The sequence below is a fragment of the Azospirillum sp. TSH58 genome, assembly GCF_003119115.1.
Lineage (GTDB): Bacteria > Pseudomonadota > Alphaproteobacteria > Azospirillales > Azospirillaceae > Azospirillum.
The window spans coordinates 2,551,865-2,569,127 of sequence record NZ_CP022364.1; the positions used below are offsets into that span (position 1 = coordinate 2,551,865).

Consider the following 17,263-nt stretch of genomic DNA (forward strand, 5'->3'; position numbering starts at 1 on the left):
ATGGCCTGTGTCGATGGGCGTATCCTGGCGGAACATGCTTAACGAAGCATGAAGCTGAAGCGCGGCGGGGACGGGCGGAGCGATGCCATGGGTGGGATTCATCTTTGATTAACTGAAACGGCGGAAGATCGGAATGCTGTGATGCATCCCGCCTGTCTCGATGCGCGCCTTCGCGTGTCCGGGCGGCAGGCCCTCAGACCGGAACCCGGCGATGAATCTCGAGAATCTCGGCCTCTTCAAGCTGATGTCGCGCAAGATGGGCTGGCTGACCGAACGCCAGAACGTGATTGCTGCGAACATCGCGAACGCCGACACGCCGGATTACAAGGGCCGGGACCTGAAGCCCTTCACCTTCCGCGACGCCCTGTCCGACAGCCGCCGCCTCCAGCCCGCCGCGACCAACGCCTCGCACCTTCAGGGAACGCGCGGCGCGGGCGGGCTGAACCAGGAGCAGCGCCAGCGCAATCCCTACGAGACGGCGCCGGACGGCAACAACGTGGTCCTGGAAGAGCAGATGCTGAAGCAGGGCCAGACCGGCATGGACTACCAGACGATCACGAACCTCTACAAGAAGCAGGTCAACCTGCTCCGCTCCGCCATCCGCAGCGGCGGTTGAGGAAAGTCGGCGCTCAGGCGGGGTTCGGGGCGCCAAGCTCGGAGAAGGAGGCGGAACATGGATCTCTACACGTCGATGGCGGTGTCCGCGTCCGGCATGAAGGCGCAGGGCACGCGCCTGAAGACCATCGCGGAAAATCTGGCCAACGCCAACACCACGGCGGAGACGCCGGGCGATCTGCCCTACCGGCGCAAGGTCGTGATGTTCCAGAACGCCCTGGACCGCCAGATGGGGGTCGATCTCGTCCGCGTCGCCAAGATCGACGTGGACAAGAAGGACTTCGAGCGGCGCTACGACCCCTCGCACCCGTCCGCGGACGCCGACGGCTACGTGCTGCTGCCCAACGTCAATTCGGTGGTCGAGGCGATGGACATGCGCGAGGCGCAGCGCTCCTACGAGGCCAACCTGTCGGCGGTGGACAGCGCCCGCCAGATGCTGATGCGCACCATCGACATCCTCCGCGCCTGACGCGGCGACGCATTTTTGAAGGAAGGACGAACGTCCCATGGTCAACCCGATCAACGCCGCCGCGGCCTACGCGAACACGGCCGCCTCCACGACCGGGCCGGGCATGGCGCCGCGCAACGGCGTCAGCTTCGGCGATGTTCTGGAGCAGACCGCCAAGGAGGTCATCGGCGACCTGAAGCAGGGCGAGACGATGACCGCCAAGGCCGCCGTCGGGCAGGCCGACCTGACCGACGTGGTCCAGGCCGTCACCAACGCCGAGGTGACTCTGCAGACCGTCACGGCCGTGCGCGACAAGGTGCTGTCGGCCTACCAGGAAATCCTGCGCATGCCGATCTGACGGCGGCTTGCGGACCCTGAGCGAAAGCGCCCCGAGCGAACCATCATGAGCGAAACCGACGTCATCGAGATCTGCCGCACCTCCATCGTCACGCTGGTGTTCGTGGTGGCGCCGGTGCTGGTCGCCATGATGGTGGTCGGCACGGTCATCTCGGTGTTCCAGGCGGTCACCCAGATCAGCGAGCAGACGCTGGCCATGGTGCCGAAGGTGCTTCTGGTCTTCGGCCTGTCGATCCTGCTGATGCCCTTCATGCTGGGCGAGCTGCGCTCCTTCTTCGAGCATGAGGTCGCCGACCGCATCGTCGCCATCGGCACCGGAGCCAACAGCGTCCCCAACGCCGGAAACCTGCCCGGCGGCGGCGGATGAACCTGCTCCAGCAGTTCCTGGGCGACCAGATCTTCCTCTGGCTGCTGGTGTTCGCGCGCGTCGGGACGGCCTTCAGCATCATGCCGACCATCGGCGACGCCTTCGTCTCCACCCGCACGCGCCTTCTCTTTTCCGTCGCGGTCAGCGTTCTGGTGGCGCCGGTTTTGGGCGACCGCATGCCGCCGATGCCCGACAACATCTTCCGCCTGTTCGTCCTGATCGCCGGGGAGGTGACCGTCGGCATCTTCATGGGCACCGTCGCCCGCCTGCTGATGGGCGCCCTGGAGGTGGCCGGGACGATCATCGCGCTGCAGTCCGGCCTGTCGAACGCCCAGATGTTCAATCCGGCCATGGCGTCGCAGGGGTCGCTGCCCGGCGCCCTGATGGGGTGGCTGGGGCTGCTGCTGATCTTCATCACCAACCTGCACCATCTGCTGATCATGGCGGTGGTGGACAGCTATTCGACCTTCGCGCCGGGGGCGGCGATCCCCATCGACGACATGGCGAACGTGGTCGGGCAGCTGGTCGGCAAGTCCTTCATGCTCGGCGTGCAGATGGCGGCGCCGTTCCTGATCTCGGGCATGCTGTTCGCGCTGGCGCTGGGGCTGCTGAACAAGCTGGCGCCGCAGATCCAGGTGTTCTTCCTCTTCACCTCGCTCCAGGTCGCGCTGGGGCTGTTCATGTTCGCCCTGACGCTGGCCGCGATGATGATGTTCTGGCTGACCCATTTCGAGGCCGCCTTCGTCGATTTCCTGAGACCGGGCTGAGCGGGGAGAGATCCGGTGTCCGAAGACGCGGATGAATCATCCAAAACAGAAGATCCGACGCAAAAGAAGCTCGACGAGGCCCACAAGCAGGGCCAGTACGCGATGACCCAGGAAATCGGCAACTGGCTGATGATCGCCGCGGCGCTGGTGATCCTGGTGACGACCCTGCCCGGCACGCTGAAGGGCATGGTGCCCCGCCTGAACTTCTTCTTCGAGAACCTGGACCAGATTCCCATGGACCAGGGCGGGGTCGGGGCGGTGCTGATGCGGGTGATGAAGGACATCCTGTGGGCGCTGTGGCTGCCGATCCTGTTCCTGCTGTTCGCCGGGGTGATCGGCACCATCGGGCAGAAGGGCTTCAACGTCTCGTGGGAGCTGATCGCGCCGAAGCTGGGGAAGCTGAATCCGATCTCCGGCATCGCCAATTTGTTCAGCGCCCAGAAGGGCGTCGATCTGCTGAAGAGTCTGGCCAAGGTCGCGGTGGTCGGGGTCGTCGCCTACATCGCGCTCCAGCCGATGATGCTCACCATCGAGCATTTCATCGGCATCGACATGATGATGCTTCTGCGCGAGATGGACGGCCTGACCTTCCGGCTGCTGGCCGGCGTGCTGGCCATCCTGACCCTGATCGCCGGGGCCGACCTGTTCTGGCAGCGCCACAGCTTCGACAAGAAGATGCGCATGACCAAGCAGGAGGTGAAGGACGAGCACAAGCAGGCCGAAGGCGACCCGCATGTGAAGGGCCGCATCCGCCAGTTGCGCTTCGAGCGGGCGCGCAAGCGCATGATGGCGGCGGTGCCCGGTGCCGACGTGGTGGTGACCAACCCGACCCACTTCGCCGTCGCGCTGAAATACGACGCCCAGACCATGGGCGCGCCGATGGTGGTGGCGAAGGGCGCCGACGCCGTCGCCTTCAAGATCCGCGAGATCGCCGAGGAGAACGGCGTGCCGGTGATGGAGAATCCGCCCCTCGCCCGTGCGCTCTATGCCGCATGCGATATCGACGAGGAGGTTCCGTCCGAGCACTATCGCGCGGTGGCGGAAGTCATTACCTATGTCTTCAAGCTGAAAGGGCGCGCGGTGCGGAACTGAGGACCGTTCCCGGACCTTTCCTTGCGGCGAACGGCTGACCTGGAGTTCCGGTGGACGACACGACCTCATCCTTTGCCGACAGCGCTCCCGCCGGACGGCGCACCGATGGTGCCGCAGGGGTGGGGGAACGGCCCGGCGGCGCTTTCGCCACCGGGGTTCTGGCGGCCCTCCTTCTGGCCGGGCTGGTCGCGGCGGGGACCGGGGTGGTTCTCGACCGCGACCCCCTGGCCTGGGCCGGCCTGACCACCACGGGCGCGGGAGCGCTGGCCCTGGCGATCCGCATGGTCCGCGCGCGGCGGCGGGTAGCCCGCGTCGGCTCCCTGCTGGGCAGCGCGCTGGAGGGGCTTCCGTCGGGCCAGCTCGTCTGCGATGGGGCCGGGCATGTGGTGTTCGTCAACAGCACCTTCCGCTCGCTGACCGGCTGGAGCGAGGGGGAACCGCCGCTGCGCGCCCTGGAGCGCCAGTTCGCCGACGATCCGGACAGCGCCGACGCCTTCCGCCGCCTGTGCGAGCGGGTGAAAGGCGGCTATTCCGGTTCCATCGAACTCGCCATCCGCCAGCAGGGGCGCGCCGCCGAATGGCGCCGCATCCAGGGCCAGCCCATCGACGGGCACGCCGGGGCGGTGATGTGGCGCGTCGAGGACATCACCGCCCGGCGCGAGCTGGAGCAGGTGACCCGGCGCGAGCAGACCCAGCTCGTGGATTTCATGGACCACGCGCCGGTCGGCTTCTTCTCGGTGGACCAGGACGGCCATTTCCAGTTCGTGAACGCGACCCTGGCGAAGTGGCTGGGCTGCGCGCCGGAGGAGCTGGTCGAGGGCGGTCGCCGCCTTCACGACGTACTGGCCCACCCGCCCGCCGGCGCCGCTCCCTACGATCTCCTGGAGGGCGGCGGGCTGGAGCAACGCGGCGAGATCGCCATGCACGGGCTCCAGGGACGCCGCTTCCAGGCCTATGTCGCGCAGAGCGTGGTGAGGGGCGAGGACGCGCGGATCTCCCACACCCGCTCCGTCGTGCGCGACCTGACGCCGGAACGCGAGTGGCAGGAGGCCCTGCGCCTGTCCGAGCAGCGCTTCCAGCGCTTCTTCGAGGACGCGCCCATCGGCATCGCCCTGGTGGACGAAGGCGGGCGGCTGGCCGAATGCAACCAGGCCTTCCTGGCGCTGATCGGCAGCGAGGCCGGCAACGTCATCGGGCGGACCATGGCCGACCTGATCGTCCCGGCGGAGCGCGCCATGGTGACCGAGCGGCTGACCGCCGTGCAGGGCGGCGCCGATCCCGCCGCCCCGCTGGAGGTGCGGCTGACTGGTGGGCGCGAGCTGGTGGCCCAGCTCTACGCGCGGCGGCTGGGCGGGGTGGGGCCGGAAGGGGCGGCGGGGCTGATCCTGCATTTCATCGACATGACCGAGCGCAAGGGGCTGGAGGCCCAGTTCGCCCAGTCGCAGAAGATGCAGGCGGTCGGCCAGCTGGCCGGCGGCGTCGCCCACGACTTCAACAATCTGCTGACCGCGATGATCGGCTTCTGCGATCTGCTGCTGCTGCGCCACAAGCCGGGCGACCAGTCCTTCAGCGACATCATGCAGATCAAGCAGAACGCCAACCGCGCCGCCAACCTCGTGCGGCAGCTCCTGGCCTTCTCGCGCCAGCAGACGCTGCAGCCGCGCATCCTGAGCGTGACCGACGTCCTGGCCGAGCTTGGCAACCTGATGCGCCGGCTGATCGGCGAGAACATCGAGCTGAAGATGCTCCACGGCCGGGACATCGGCTACGTCAAGGTCGACCAGAACCAGCTGGAGCAGGTCATCATCAACCTCGTGGTCAACGCGCGCGACGCCATGGCCGGGGGCGGGCGGCTGACCATCGTCACCTCCAACCATGTGGTGGAGCAGGCGCAGCGCCGCGAGCACGAGACCATTCCGGCCGGCGAGTATGTATCCATCGAGGTGATCGACACCGGCTGCGGCATCCCCAGGGAGAATCTCCAGCGCATCTTCGAGCCCTTCTTCACCACCAAGGGCGTGGGGTCGGGCACCGGGCTGGGTCTGTCCACCGTCTACGGCATCGTCCGCCAGACCGGCGGCTTCGTGCTGGTCGAGTCGGAGAAGGGGGAGGGGACGACCTTCACCATCCTGCTGCCCCGCCACAAGGGCGAGGCCCGTCCCGACCAGGGCGAGCCGCGCGAGCGGCGCGGCAGCGACCTGACCGGCTCCGGCACCATCATGCTGGTCGAGGACGAGGACGCGGTGCGCGTCTTCTCCGCCCGCGCGCTGCGCAACAAGGGCTATCAGGTGCTGGAGGCCAAGAACGGCGAGGCGGCGCTGCAGCAGATCGGCACGGACGGCAGCCGCATCGACCTGCTGATCACCGACGTGGTGATGCCGCAGATGGACGGCCCGACCCTGGCCCGCCATGTCCGGCAGATGCGGCCCGACATGCGCGTGATCTTCATCTCCGGCTACGCCGAGGACCGGCTGGGCGAGATCGACGGGGTCGAGGTCGCCCACTTCCTGCCCAAGCCCTTCTCCCTGAAGCAGCTTGCCTCCAAGGTGAAGGAGGTCATCCGCGACGGCAAATAGCGGCGGGGGGAGCCGCGGCGGGGCCTATCCGACGCGCCAGCCGTGATAGGCCCAGCGTTCCGTTCCCGGCACGTCGAGGGCGTCCCACCCGTGACGCCCGGCGCCGATCGGGCGGTCCGACAGGACGAGCGCACCCGGCGCCAGGAACGGTTCGATCAGCCCGCCGATCCAGTGGCGGATGCCGTCCTCCTCGTCCTCCCGCGCGCTGCCGATGTCGGCGTGGGCCAGCCGAACCGCGCCGTGGAAGCGCTCCGCGGCGGCGGGCAGCGTGTCCCGGAAATCACCCAGGAACAGCCGGTCCTCGTCCGGCCGCAGGGAGGCGGGGACGCGCGCCCACAGGTCGAAGACCAGGATGTCGCGCGGCGGAAACAGGCCGCGCAGATGGTCGTAGGTGCGGCCTTTGCCCAGGCCGATCTCCATCACCAGGCCGGGTGTCCCCGCGACATGGCCGGCCGCCCAGCCGAGCGCCACGCGTTGCGTGGTGAGGCGGTCGATCATGCGGTCGAGCGTCGAGTGGGCAGTCTTCATGTCCGGCTTTTCGGGGCGTTGGTGGCGGGGCTTTTCATGTGAACCCGCCAGCCGGAATTCCGTTGCATCGCCATCGCATGGTCATTGCGCAGCGCCGGATCGTTCCTAACTTCCGACGAGAACATTCGCGGAACTTAGGGCTTTGCGCCGAGGAACAAAGCTGGTACATTCCCTCTCACCGAATGACCGTTGGTGAGATCGTTGGCCCTGGGGCCGCGGATGTGATCTAACAGGGGGAGACGGGCATGTCGTCCGCACAGCTTCGTTTGGTCGAGAAGGATTCCATGGATAAGCAGAAGGCCCTGGATGCCGCTCTGGCGCAGATCGAGCGCGCCTTTGGCAAGGGCTCGATCATGAAGCTCGGCGCCCGCGAGAACACGGTCGAGACGGAGGTCGTTTCCACCGGCTCGCTCGGTCTCGACATCGCGCTGGGCATCGGCGGCCTGCCGCGCGGCCGCATCATCGAGATTTACGGGCCGGAAAGCTCGGGCAAGACGACGCTGGCCCTGCACGCCATCGCCCAGGCCCAGAAGAACGGCGGCACCTGCGCCTTCGTGGATGCGGAGCACGCTCTGGACCCGGCCTACGCCCGCAAGCTGGGTGTCAACATCGATGATCTGCTGATCTCCCAGCCCGACGCCGGCGAGCAGGCGCTGGAGATCGCCGACACGCTGGTGCGCTCCGGCGCCGTCGACGTTCTCGTGGTCGACTCGGTCGCCGCCCTGGTGCCGCGCGCCGAGCTGGAAGGCGAGATGGGCGACAGCCACGTCGGCCTGCACGCCCGCCTGATGAGCCAGGCGCTGCGCAAGCTGACCGGCTCCATCTCCAAGTCGAACTGCCTGGTGATCTTCATCAACCAGATCCGCCTGAAGATCGGCGTGATGTTCGGCAACCCGGAGACGACCACCGGCGGCAACGCGCTGAAGTTCTACGCCTCCATCCGCCTGGACATCCGCCGCATCGGCGCGATCAAGGACCGCGAGACGGTGGTGGGCAACCAGACCCGCGTGAAGGTGGTGAAGAACAAGATGGCCCCGCCGTTCCGCGTGGTCGAGTTCGACATCATGTACGGCGAGGGCGTGTCGAAGGTGGGCGAGCTTCTCGACCTCGGCATCCAGGCCGGCGTGGTGGAGAAGTCGGGCGCGTGGTTCAGCTACGACGGCACCCGCATCGGCCAGGGCCGCGAGAACGCCAAGAACTACCTGCGCAACAACCCGGCCACGGCCGACGCCATCGAGGCGAAGATCCGCGGCAACGCCGGTCTCGTCGCCGACGCCATGATGGGCACCCCGGAGGCCGACGGCGAGGCTGCCACGCCGGAGTGATCCCGGACAGCAGGCCTGTTTCTCTGTGTGAAAGCCCCTCTCCGGTCCGCCGGGGAGGGGCTTTCGCCGTCTTGCCGGACGGCTGGAAAGACCTTACATTCAGGCTGGGCGGACGGGTGTTCCAGCACCCGTCCGCCGGCCCGGTCCTAGCGGTTCGGGATCTCAAGCAGCAGCTTGAGCGCCCGCAACAGCAGGATCAGGAGTTCGAGGATCTTTCTCATCCGTCGAGCCTCCTTATCGGCGGCGGGGCGGTGGCCCATTCCACCGCCCGTCCGCGCCGATGATCATGCAAATGTGTGGCGCTCCGTCCACGCGGCCTGTCGCCGCGCTGGAGCCTGTCGCGGGCACTCAGTGGACAGCCATCGCAAGTCACGTTAAAAGCACGGTTCGGCCGCGAACAAGGCCGCGCCGCCGATTGTAGCCGACCGTAGCCGGAGCCTGGACAGCTTATGAAGACCGCCAACGACATCCGCCGCACGTTCCTGGACTTTTTCGCGAAGAACGGCCACCAGATCGTGGAGTCGTCGCCGCTGGTTCCGCGCAACGACCCGACGCTGATGTTCACGAACGCCGGCATGGTGCAGTTCAAGAACGTCTTCACCGGGGCGGAGCAGCGGCCCTATTCGCGGGCGACCACCTCGCAGAAGTGCGTGCGGGCGGGCGGCAAGCACAACGACCTGGACAACGTCGGCTACACGGCGCGGCATCACACCTTCTTCGAGATGCTGGGCAACTTCTCGTTCGGCGACTACTTCAAGGACGACGCGATCGCCTTCGCCTGGAACCTCGTGACGAAGGAGTTCGGGCTGCCGGCGGACAAGCTGCTGGTCACCGTCCACAGCTCAGACGAGGACGCGGCGGGCATCTGGCGCAAGGTCGCCGGCCTGTCGGACGACCGCATCATCCGCATCCCGACCGACGACAATTTCTGGCGCATGGGCGATACGGGTCCCTGCGGTCCGTGCTCGGAGATCTTCTTCGACCACGGTCCGCACATCGCCGGCGGTCCTCCGGGCTCGCCCGACCAGGACGGCGACCGCTTCATCGAGATCTGGAACCTCGTGTTCATGCAGTATGAGCAGCGCGGTCCCGACGACCTGATCGCCCTGCCGAAGCCGTCGATCGACACCGGCATGGGTCTGGAGCGTCTGGCCGCCGTGCTCCAGGGCAAGCATGACAACTACGACATCGACCTGATGCGGGCGCTGATCGTGGCCTCCGCCGAGGCGACGAAGACCGCGCCGGACGGCGCGCACGCCGTCTCGCACCGCGTCATCGCCGACCATCTGCGCTCCTGCTCCTTCCTGATCGCCGACGGCGTGCTGCCGTCGAACGAGGGCCGCGGCTATGTGCTGCGCCGCATCATGCGCCGCGCCATGCGCCACGCCCACATGATCGGCGCTTCTGAGCCGCTGATGCACCGCCTCGTCCCGGCGCTGATCCAGCAGATGGGCGACGCCTATCCGGAGCTGAACCGCGCCCGCGCGCTGATCGTCGAGACGCTGAAGCTGGAGGAGACCCGCTTCAAGCAGACTCTGGAGCGCGGCCTGCGCCTGCTGGAGGACGAGGTCGGCCGCCTGGGCGAGGGCCAGCCGCTGCCCGGCGACGTCGCCTTCAAGCTGTACGACACCTACGGCTTCCCGCTCGACCTGACCCAGGACGTGCTGCGCACCCAGGGCCGTCCGGTCGATGAGGCCGGTTTCAAGACGGCCATGGACGAGCAGCGCCGCAAGGCCCGCGAATCCTGGGCCGGCTCCGGCGAGGCCGCGACCGAGAAGCTGTGGTACGAGCTGAAGGACGAGCTGGGCGCCACCGAATTCTTCGGCTACGACACCGAGGTCGCCGAGGGCAAGGTCACCGCCATCGTCAAGGGCGACGCCCGCGTCGAGCAGGCGTCGGCCGGTGAAGAGGTGCTGGTCATCGTGAACCAGACGCCCTTCTACGGTGAGTCGGGCGGTCAGGTCGGCGACGCCGGCGTGATCTTCTCCGCCGAGGGCACCGAGGTCGTGGTCTCCGACACCCAGAAGAAGCTGGGCGCCGTCTGGGCCCATGTCGGCACGGTCACCAAGGGCACGCTGAAGGTCGGCGACGTGGTGGAACTGCGGGTGGACACGGAGCGCCGCTCGGCCATCCGCGCCAACCACTCGGCCACCCACCTGCTGCACGAGGCGCTGCGCCGCCGCCTGGGCGAGCATGTCACCCAGAAGGGCTCGCTGGTCGCCCAGGAGCGCCTGCGCTTCGACATCAGCCAGCCGACCGGCCTGACCCCGGCGGACATCGCCGCGGTCGAGGACGAGGTGAACCGCCGCATCCTCGGCAACAGCGAGGTCGTCACCCGCCTGATGTCCCCGGACGAGGCCCGCGCGTCGGGCGCCATGGCCCTGTTCGGCGAGAAGTACGGCGACGAGGTGCGCGTCGTCTCCATGGGCGGCCCGCACGGCGAACTGGACCGCGACTACTCGATCGAGCTGTGCGGTGGCACCCACGTCCGCCGCACCGGCGACATCGGCCTGTTCAAGATCGTCGCCGAGGGCGCCGTCGCCGCCGGCGTGCGCCGCATCGAGGCGCTGACCGGCACCGGCGCCAAGGCGTGGCTGTCGGAGCGCGACCATCTGCTGACCGAGGCGGCGTCCGTCCTGAAGGTCCGTCCGGAAGACGTCCCGACGCGCCTCGCCGCCCTGGTCGACGAGCGCAAGAAGATGGAGCGCGAACTGGCCGAACTCCGTCGTCAGGTGGCGATGGGCGGCGGCGCCAAGGCGGACGGCGGCAACGAGGCCAAGGACATCGCGGGCGTCAAGTTCGCCGCCCGCGTGGTCGAGGGCCTGCCGGCCAAGGACCTGAAGCCGATGGCCGACGAGCTGAAGAAGCAGGTCGGCTCCGGCGTGGTCGTGCTGATCGCCTCCAACGAGGGCAAGGCGTCGATCGTCGTCGGCGTCACCGACGACCTGACCGCCAGGATCAGCGCCGTCGATCTGGTGCGCGTCGGCGCGGAGGCTCTGGGCGGGAAGGGCGGCGGTGGCCGTCCGGACATGGCCCAGGCCGGCGGTCCGGACGCCGCGCTGGCGCCCGCCGCCGTCGAGGCCATCGAGAAGGCCCTGGCGGCGAAGGCCGCCTCTTAAGAGTCTTCGGCGAAGGCCGCCTCCTAACCGCGCCTCTCCTCCGAGCGCACCGGCTCCAACACGGGGGTGGGTGCGTTCGGCGGATGCCGGCGGATCACGAGGCCGGGGCGGTCGGGGATGCCGTAGCGCCGGTATTCCCGCGCCAGCTGTCCGGTCAGGGCCAGCCCGGCCATGCGGACGTCGGCGGCCAGCGAGGCCAGCGGCGCGTCCAGCGTCTTGGGGCGGTTGCGCTCCACCAGGAAATGGCCCAGCCACGCCGCGCCATAGCCGACGAGCGGGGCGGCCACCAGCGCCCGCCAGTCGCGGCGGGCCAGCCCCACCCCCAGCAGCGCCGCCGCCGACAGTGTGCCGGCGACGTGCAGCGCCCGGTTCGCCGGGTCACGGTGCTGTTCCAGATAATCAGGCCAGAAATTCGGATCGGTCGCCATCACGGACTCCTTCCGCGGGGGAACGTCGGGCGGTCCCCGGCGGTTCCGTCTTGCATGACGCCCGCCGTGCTGGAAGGATGCGCGGGTCAACGAACGATACCGCGGAACCGACAGGCATGCGCTTCACCGGCACCGATTCCTACGTCGCCACCGACGACCTGATGGTGGCCGTCAACGCGGCCATCACGCTTGAGCGCCCGCTGCTGGTGAAGGGGGAGCCGGGCACCGGCAAGACCGTACTGGCCCAGGAGGTCGCCCGCGCCCTGAACAAGCCGCTGCTCGCCTGGCACATCAAGTCCACGACCAAGGCTCAGCAGGGCCTCTACGAGTATGACGCGGTCAGCCGCCTGCGCGACAGCCAGCTCGGCGAGGAGCGGGTGCACGACATCGGCAACTACATCGTGCGCGGCAAGCTGTGGGAGGCGTTCGAGGCGCCGGAGCCCCCCGTGCTGCTGATCGACGAGATCGACAAGGCCGACATCGAGTTCCCCAACGACCTGCTGCTCGAACTCGACCGCATGGAGTTCCACGTCTACGAGACGCGGCAGACGGTCAAGGCGGCGCGGCGCCCCCTCGTCATCATCACCTCCAACAACGAGAAGGAACTGCCGGACGCCTTCCTGCGCCGCTGCTTCTTCCACTACATCCGCTTTCCCGACCGCGACACGATGGAGCGGATCGTGGACGTCCATTATCCCGGCCTGAAGCAGGACCTGCTGCGCGAGGCGATGTCGCTGTTCTACAGCCTGCGCGAGGTGCCGGGTCTGAAGAAGAAGCCCTCCACCTCGGAACTGCTCGACTGGATCAAGCTGCTGATGGTCGAGGACGTGGACCCCGAGACCCTGCGCGCCAAGGACGCCCGCAGCCTGATCCCGCCGCTGTGCGGCGCTCTGCTGAAGAACGAGCAGGACGTGCATCTTCTGGAACGGCTGGCTTTTCTCGCCAAGCGGGAAGGGCGCTAGGAAGCGCTTGACCGCGGCCGGCCTTCTGGGGCAGCCTGAACCCATGCAATCGACCCCGCACCTGAACCGAATGCGAATTACCGCCCCGGCGCTCTGACAGAGGGCGCCGGACCGCGAGCGTTCGTTTTCGCAATCTGGTGTGGAGTGTGGCGTGTCCGTGCGCCCTGGGTCTTCCGGAACCCGCAATCCGGTCCATCACGATCCCCTGACCCGTTCCTTCTTGCGTCCGCAGCACCCTCTGGCGGAGCGAATGCGGGGCTCTGCGCGAATTATCGGCCCGGTCCGCTGACGCGGGCCGGGTTTCGCGCCTTCCTTTTCCGCCCCCGATCGTTCCCTCCGCCCGAGGATTCCCGCGATGCCGTCCGCGCACGCCACCCGTCTGCCTGCCTTTTCAACCCGCCGCGCCGCTGAAGACCGTAATACCGAAGGCCGCGCCACTGAAGACTGTCTGCCGTCCTGGCTCCCCCTCTCCGCCATCGAGGATGCCGCCGAGCGGCTGCACGGGCGGATCGTCCGCACGCCGCTGCTGCACGCTCCGACGCTGGGGCGTGACGTCTGGCTCAAGGCCGAAACCTTCCAGGCGACCGGCGCCTTCAAGGAGCGCGGCGCCCTGAACCGCCTGCTGCGGCTGACGGCGCTGGAGCGCTCGGCGGGCGTCGTCGCCATGTCGGCGGGCAACCACGCCGCCGGACTGGCGCTGCACGCCCAGCGGCTTGGGGTGGCGGCGACCATCGTCATGCCGGTCACCGCCCCGCGCTGCAAGGTGGAGCGGACGGAGGCCCTGGGCGCCGAGGTGGTGCTGTCCGGTTCGAATGTGGGGGAGGCGAAGGCCCGCGCGCTGCAACTGGCGGCGGAGCGGCGCCTGACCTTCGTGCATCCCTACGACGACCCGGACGTGATCGCCGGGCAGGGCACGGTGGGGTTGGAGGTGCTGGCCGACCGTCCGGACCTGGAGACGCTGGTGGTGCCGGTGGGCGGTGGCGGCCTGCTGGCCGGCATGGCGGCGGCGGTGAAGGCGCGCAAGCCCTCCGTCACCGTGGTCGGGGTGCGGCTGGCGCGCCGGCGGGGGCCGACGCTGGCCGACGGGATCGCGGTGGACGCGCTGGGCAAACTGCCGCAGGCCCTGCTGGCCGGCTTCGTCGACGCTCTGGTCGAGGTGGAGGAGGGGGAGGTTGCCGCGGCGATGCGCACCCTGCACGGCTCCTTCGGCATGGTGGCGGAAGGCGCCGGAGCCGCCGCGGTGGCGGCCCTGCTGGCCGGGAAGGCGCCGGCGGAGGGGCGGCGGACCGTCGCCGTGCTGTCCGGCCGCAACGTGGATTCCGACACTCTGGTGCGGACGCTCGCCGCCGCTTGATCGACATCAAAGACCGCAGGCTGGGACAGGACGCAGGATCAACCTGCGAGCGCATCGTCCGAAGGACGGTTGGCCTCGCAGGCAAAGCCGGTTGTCCCCGTGACTCGTCTGGTGTCCCTCCTCGCGCTTGTGGTTCTGGCCGTCGGGCTTCTCGGCGGTTCGGCATCCATGCGCATGCCGAACCTCTCGGAATCGCCTTGCGAATCCGCCGCGGCGCCGGAGGCCGCGGACTGCGACACCCACCATCCGACGGACAGCCCGGTTCCGGGAAAGACCCACGCGCACGGCACCGCCGGGTGCCTCTGCCTGAGCGGAGCCTGCGACCTGACCGGCCTGCCGGCGCGGATCGGCGTCCCATTCGGCCATCGCCTCGCGACCCTGCTTCCCGGCGCGGACGCCGAGCCCACCGCCGCCACCCACGCGCCGCCGCTGCCGCCGCCGCGCGTCTGACTCCCGCCGTTCCGTCGCTTTTCCCCCGACCTGCGGACGCGCCACGACCCGTGCCCGGATACCTGTCCGTCGAGGCACCGGCGCGCCCGCCGAACACGCGCGAGTCCTCCCATGACCATGACCCACTACATGGAACTGCTGGCCGTCAACCAGCCCTGGAATCTGCTGATCTTCATGGCGGTCCCCGTCATCCTGGCCGAGACGGTGGCGATCAGCGAACTGTACCTGCTCTACACCCGCGACTATGACGGCCCGGTGCGGCGGTTGAACCGCTGGGCCGGAATCACCGTCGGCGTCTATTTCACGGGCGTCTTCGTCCATCTGATGCAGAACGCGGTGGTTCCGCTGACCGTGTCCGGCGGCTGGCGCGGACCGGCGGACGTGCTGGCGGTGGGCTTCTATCTCGCCGGCATCGTCCCGCTCGGCGGCATCGCGCTGCTCGACCTCGGGCTGATCGGCCGGGGACGCGGCGAGCATGGCCGCATGGCGATCCACGCGGCTCTGGTCGGGCTGTTCCTGATCGTCGCGCACATCGCCATGATCTTCGGCATGCTGGACCCGACCCTGCTCACGGGTGCCGCCGCGGCTGGCGGGCACACCATGCACTGAACGGATGCTGACCGTCCCTCTCCCGCCTCGGGAGAGGGACGGTTCGCCGTCAGGGCGCCATGAACACGCTGCGGTGCCGGCCGACCTCGCCACTGGTCAGGTCGCGCGCCAGCACCGTCACGTCGGTGGACCCGGACGCTGCGCCCTGCGGCACGCGGACGAAGATGCGGTAGGTCGCCACCGAATCCGCCTCCGCGGCCAGGACCAGCGAACTCCCCGACTGGGCGTCCACGCTGGCGACCGACAGGTCGGCGTTTGCCAAACCCTCCACCGACAGGCGGTAGGTCCGCGCCTCGTGCGTCTTGTTGAGGATCTTGATGGTGTAGGCGTTCTGCACGTCGCCATTGGACTGCTGCACGTAGAGCGGGGCGCGGTCGCGCAGCACGCTGACGTCCAGCGTCGGGCGCAGCGCCAGGGAGATCGCGATGGCGCCGGCCACCACCAGGATGATGAGGGCGTAGATCACCGTGCGCGGGCGCAGCAGGCGCACCGGGGCGGCCTGGCCCTCCGCCTTGGCGACCTGGTTGGAGCGGGTGTCGAACAGAATCAGGTCGCCGGGCCGCCCGACCTGGGCCATCACGTCGTTGCAGGCGTCCACGCACAGGCCGCAGCCGATGCAGGAAATCTGCTGGCCGTTGCGGATGTCGGTGCCGGTCGGGCAGACATGGACGCACAGCTTGCAATCGATGCAGTCGCCCAGCCCCTCCGCCGTCCGCTCCTCCCAGCTCTGCGACTTGCGCAGCGGCGCGCGCCCTTCGCCGCGCCAGTCCTGGTAGGTGACGACGTAGGTGTCCTCGTCGACCATCGCGGCCTGGAAGCTGCGCCACGGGCAGACGTAGATGCAGATCTGCTCCCGCGCCCAGCCGGCGAAGAAATAGGTCGTGCCGGTGAACAGCCCGGCGAAGGCCAGGACCTTCCACGACACCTCGCCCGTCGCGATCTCGCGCAGCAGGGTCGGGGCGTCGTTGAAGTAGAAGATCCAGGCGCCGCCGGTGACCAGGGAAATCACTAGCCAGATGGCGTGCTTCGACGCCTTCAGCCCCAGCTTGCGCGCCGACAGCGGCGCCTTGTCCAGCCGGATGCGCTCGGTGCGCGGGCCTTCCAGCTTGCGCTCCACCCACATGAACAGGTCGGTCCACACTGTCTGCGGACAGGCGTAGCCGCACCAGATGCGGCCGAGCAGGGTGGTGGCGAAGAAGATGCCGAAGGCGCCGATGATGAGCAGGCCGGTCAGGTAATAGACCTCCTGCGGCCAGATCTCGATCCAGAAGAAGTAGGCGCGTCGGCCCACCATGTCGACCAGCACCGCCTGATCGGGAATGCCCGGCCCGCGCTCCCAGCGCAGCCAGGGCGTGACGTAGTAGACGCCGAGCAGAACGGCCAGCGCCAGCCATTTCAGGCGGCGGAAGCGGCCCTGGACGTCGGCGGCGTAGACCTTGGGGCGTTGCACGAACCAGCGCTCGCGCGGCTGGTCGGTGTCATGGGCGGCGGGGGAGGTGAGGGACATGGCGTGCGACCTTGCATTGACGCGACGGTCAACCTAGCCCCTCATTTATAAGCCTTCCGTGATGTAGTCACACTGCGGCAGATCAACCGCCTGCCATCAACCGCCTGCCATCAACCGCCCGCCATCAACCGCCCGGCCCGCCCGTGTTCAGACGGCTTCGCCGCGCAGTTCGGCCAGACCGTCCTCATAGGCGCGGTCGAACAGCGATTCCAGCCGGGCGTCGGTGCCGCGCAGGCCGGCGACGACCGCGTGCGCCCATTCGAAATACTCGATCTTGCGCTCCAGCGGCCAGTCGGCGGGCGGGCTGTGCGCCATGGAGCGCAGGTTGGACACCTTGTCGGCCAGCTTCACCAGCTTGGCGCGGGGCGACGCGGTGGGCGCCGCATCGATCTGCCGTTGCTTGCGCTCCGCCTTGCGCAGGCGCTTGTCGTCGGTGGTCTCGGCCACGACGCCGGCGACCTCCGCGCCGAAATGCTGCTCGATCTCCTCGTAGGAGGCGTCGGTGTCCTCCAGCGTGTCGTGCAGCAGGGCGGCGATCACCACCACCGGGTCCTTGCCCGCCGTCGCCTCGGCGCACAGGAACGCCACCTCCGACAGATGGTTGAGGTAGGGCTCGGCGCGCACGCCCTTGCGGCGCTGGTCGATGTGCTTGTGCGCGGCGAACTCCAGCGCGCGGGCGAAGTCGAGAAGGGCTGTCATGGCGTTCCTGGCGGGTCGGCGCTACGATATGGGCGGATGGGGGCGAAACCCCACGGGGGG

17 protein-coding genes are annotated in these 17,263 nt (G+C 68.6%); 13 read left to right on the forward strand and 4 right to left on the reverse strand.

Annotation, left to right across the window (positions count from 1 at the left end; translation table 11 throughout):
• Positions 1–211 precede the first annotated feature (211 nt).
• Genes flgB through TSH58p_RS15640 form a run of 7 tightly spaced genes read left to right on the forward strand, consistent with a single transcriptional unit; the run spans position 212 to position 6,222 of the window.
• Positions 212–616 (forward strand): flagellar basal body rod protein FlgB, encoded by a 405-nt coding sequence (flgB, locus tag TSH58p_RS15610; protein ID WP_109070596.1) that lies wholly within the window; start codon positions 212–214, stop codon positions 614–616.
• A gap of 57 nt (positions 617–673) precedes the next feature.
• Entirely contained in the window at positions 674–1,084 is a 411-nt protein-coding gene (flgC, locus tag TSH58p_RS15615; protein ID WP_109070595.1) for a flagellar basal body rod protein FlgC, read from the forward strand.
• A 37-nt stretch (positions 1,085–1,121) separates the two neighbouring features.
• A complete protein-coding gene (fliE, locus tag TSH58p_RS15620) occupies positions 1,122–1,421 on the forward strand; it encodes a flagellar hook-basal body complex protein FliE (protein WP_014240969.1) in 300 nt (99 codons plus the stop codon).
• Between the two features lie 45 nt (positions 1,422–1,466).
• Positions 1,467–1,787, forward strand: coding sequence for a flagellar biosynthetic protein FliQ (locus TSH58p_RS15625; protein WP_109070594.1), 321 nt, complete (start codon positions 1,467–1,469; stop codon positions 1,785–1,787).
• Positions 1,784–2,554 carry a flagellar biosynthetic protein FliR gene (gene fliR, locus TSH58p_RS15630; RefSeq protein ID WP_014240967.1) on the forward strand — a complete coding sequence of 257 codons (771 nt, stop codon included), beginning with the start codon at positions 1,784–1,786 and terminating at the stop codon, positions 2,552–2,554. Before TSH58p_RS15625 ends, fliR begins: the two co-directional genes overlap by 4 nt.
• Before the next feature lie 15 nt (positions 2,555–2,569).
• A complete protein-coding gene (gene flhB, locus TSH58p_RS15635) occupies positions 2,570–3,646 on the forward strand; it encodes a flagellar biosynthesis protein FlhB (protein ID WP_109070593.1) in 1,077 nt (358 codons plus the stop codon).
• 50 nt (positions 3,647–3,696) lie between these two features.
• Complete coding sequence (locus TSH58p_RS15640) at positions 3,697–6,222, forward strand: PAS domain-containing sensor histidine kinase (RefSeq protein ID WP_109070592.1); 2,526 nt, start codon at positions 3,697–3,699, stop codon at positions 6,220–6,222.
• A 24-nt stretch (positions 6,223–6,246) separates the two neighbouring features.
• Here the strand turns inward: TSH58p_RS15640 and TSH58p_RS15645 are convergent, their stop codons facing one another.
• Positions 6,247–6,750, reverse strand: a complete 504-nt coding sequence (locus TSH58p_RS15645; protein ID WP_109070591.1) for a class I SAM-dependent methyltransferase — start codon at positions 6,748–6,750, stop codon at positions 6,247–6,249.
• A 245-nt stretch (positions 6,751–6,995) separates the two neighbouring features.
• On the opposite strand from TSH58p_RS15645, the gene recA reads away from it, so the two are divergent.
• Together recA and alaS are read left to right on the forward strand one after the other, a co-directional pair.
• On the forward strand, positions 6,996–8,075 hold the full coding sequence (gene recA / locus TSH58p_RS15650; RefSeq protein ID WP_109070590.1) for a recombinase RecA: 1,080 nt from the start codon (positions 6,996–6,998) through the stop codon (positions 8,073–8,075).
• Between the two features lie 449 nt (positions 8,076–8,524).
• Positions 8,525–11,194, forward strand: a complete 2,670-nt coding sequence (alaS, locus tag TSH58p_RS15655) for an alanine--tRNA ligase (protein WP_109070589.1) — start codon at positions 8,525–8,527, stop codon at positions 11,192–11,194.
• Between the two features lie 23 nt (positions 11,195–11,217).
• Here the strand turns inward: alaS and TSH58p_RS15660 are convergent, their stop codons facing one another.
• Complete coding sequence (locus TSH58p_RS15660) at positions 11,218–11,622, reverse strand: DUF962 domain-containing protein (protein ID WP_109070588.1); 405 nt, start codon at positions 11,620–11,622, stop codon at positions 11,218–11,220.
• A gap of 116 nt (positions 11,623–11,738) precedes the next feature.
• On the opposite strand from TSH58p_RS15660, the gene TSH58p_RS15665 reads away from it, so the two are divergent.
• The 4 genes from TSH58p_RS15665 to TSH58p_RS15680 all read left to right on the forward strand — a co-directional run bounded on the left by TSH58p_RS15665 (position 11,739) and on the right by TSH58p_RS15680 (position 14,997).
• A complete protein-coding gene (locus TSH58p_RS15665) occupies positions 11,739–12,584 on the forward strand; it encodes a MoxR family ATPase (RefSeq protein WP_014240958.1) in 846 nt (281 codons plus the stop codon).
• Positions 12,585–12,939: 355 nt separating this feature from the next.
• Positions 12,940–13,938, forward strand: coding sequence for a threonine/serine dehydratase (locus TSH58p_RS15670; protein ID WP_109070587.1), 999 nt, complete (start codon positions 12,940–12,942; stop codon positions 13,936–13,938).
• A 111-nt stretch (positions 13,939–14,049) separates the two neighbouring features.
• Positions 14,050–14,388, forward strand: coding sequence for a hypothetical protein (locus TSH58p_RS15675; RefSeq protein ID WP_109070586.1), 339 nt, complete (start codon positions 14,050–14,052; stop codon positions 14,386–14,388).
• A gap of 111 nt (positions 14,389–14,499) precedes the next feature.
• Entirely contained in the window at positions 14,500–14,997 is a 498-nt protein-coding gene (locus TSH58p_RS15680) for a DUF6803 family protein (RefSeq protein ID WP_109070585.1), read from the forward strand.
• A 49-nt stretch (positions 14,998–15,046) separates the two neighbouring features.
• Here TSH58p_RS15680 and ccoG read toward each other — a convergent pair whose 3' ends face one another.
• Both ccoG and TSH58p_RS15690 read right to left on the reverse strand, forming a co-directional pair.
• Positions 15,047–16,504: a cytochrome c oxidase accessory protein CcoG gene (gene ccoG / locus TSH58p_RS15685; RefSeq protein WP_109070584.1), complete on the reverse strand. Its 1,458-nt coding sequence runs from the start codon at positions 16,502–16,504 to the stop codon at positions 15,047–15,049.
• A gap of 147 nt (positions 16,505–16,651) precedes the next feature.
• A complete protein-coding gene (locus TSH58p_RS15690) occupies positions 16,652–17,203 on the reverse strand; it encodes an HD domain-containing protein (RefSeq protein WP_109070583.1) in 552 nt (183 codons plus the stop codon).
• Positions 17,204–17,263: the final 60 nt, after the last annotated feature.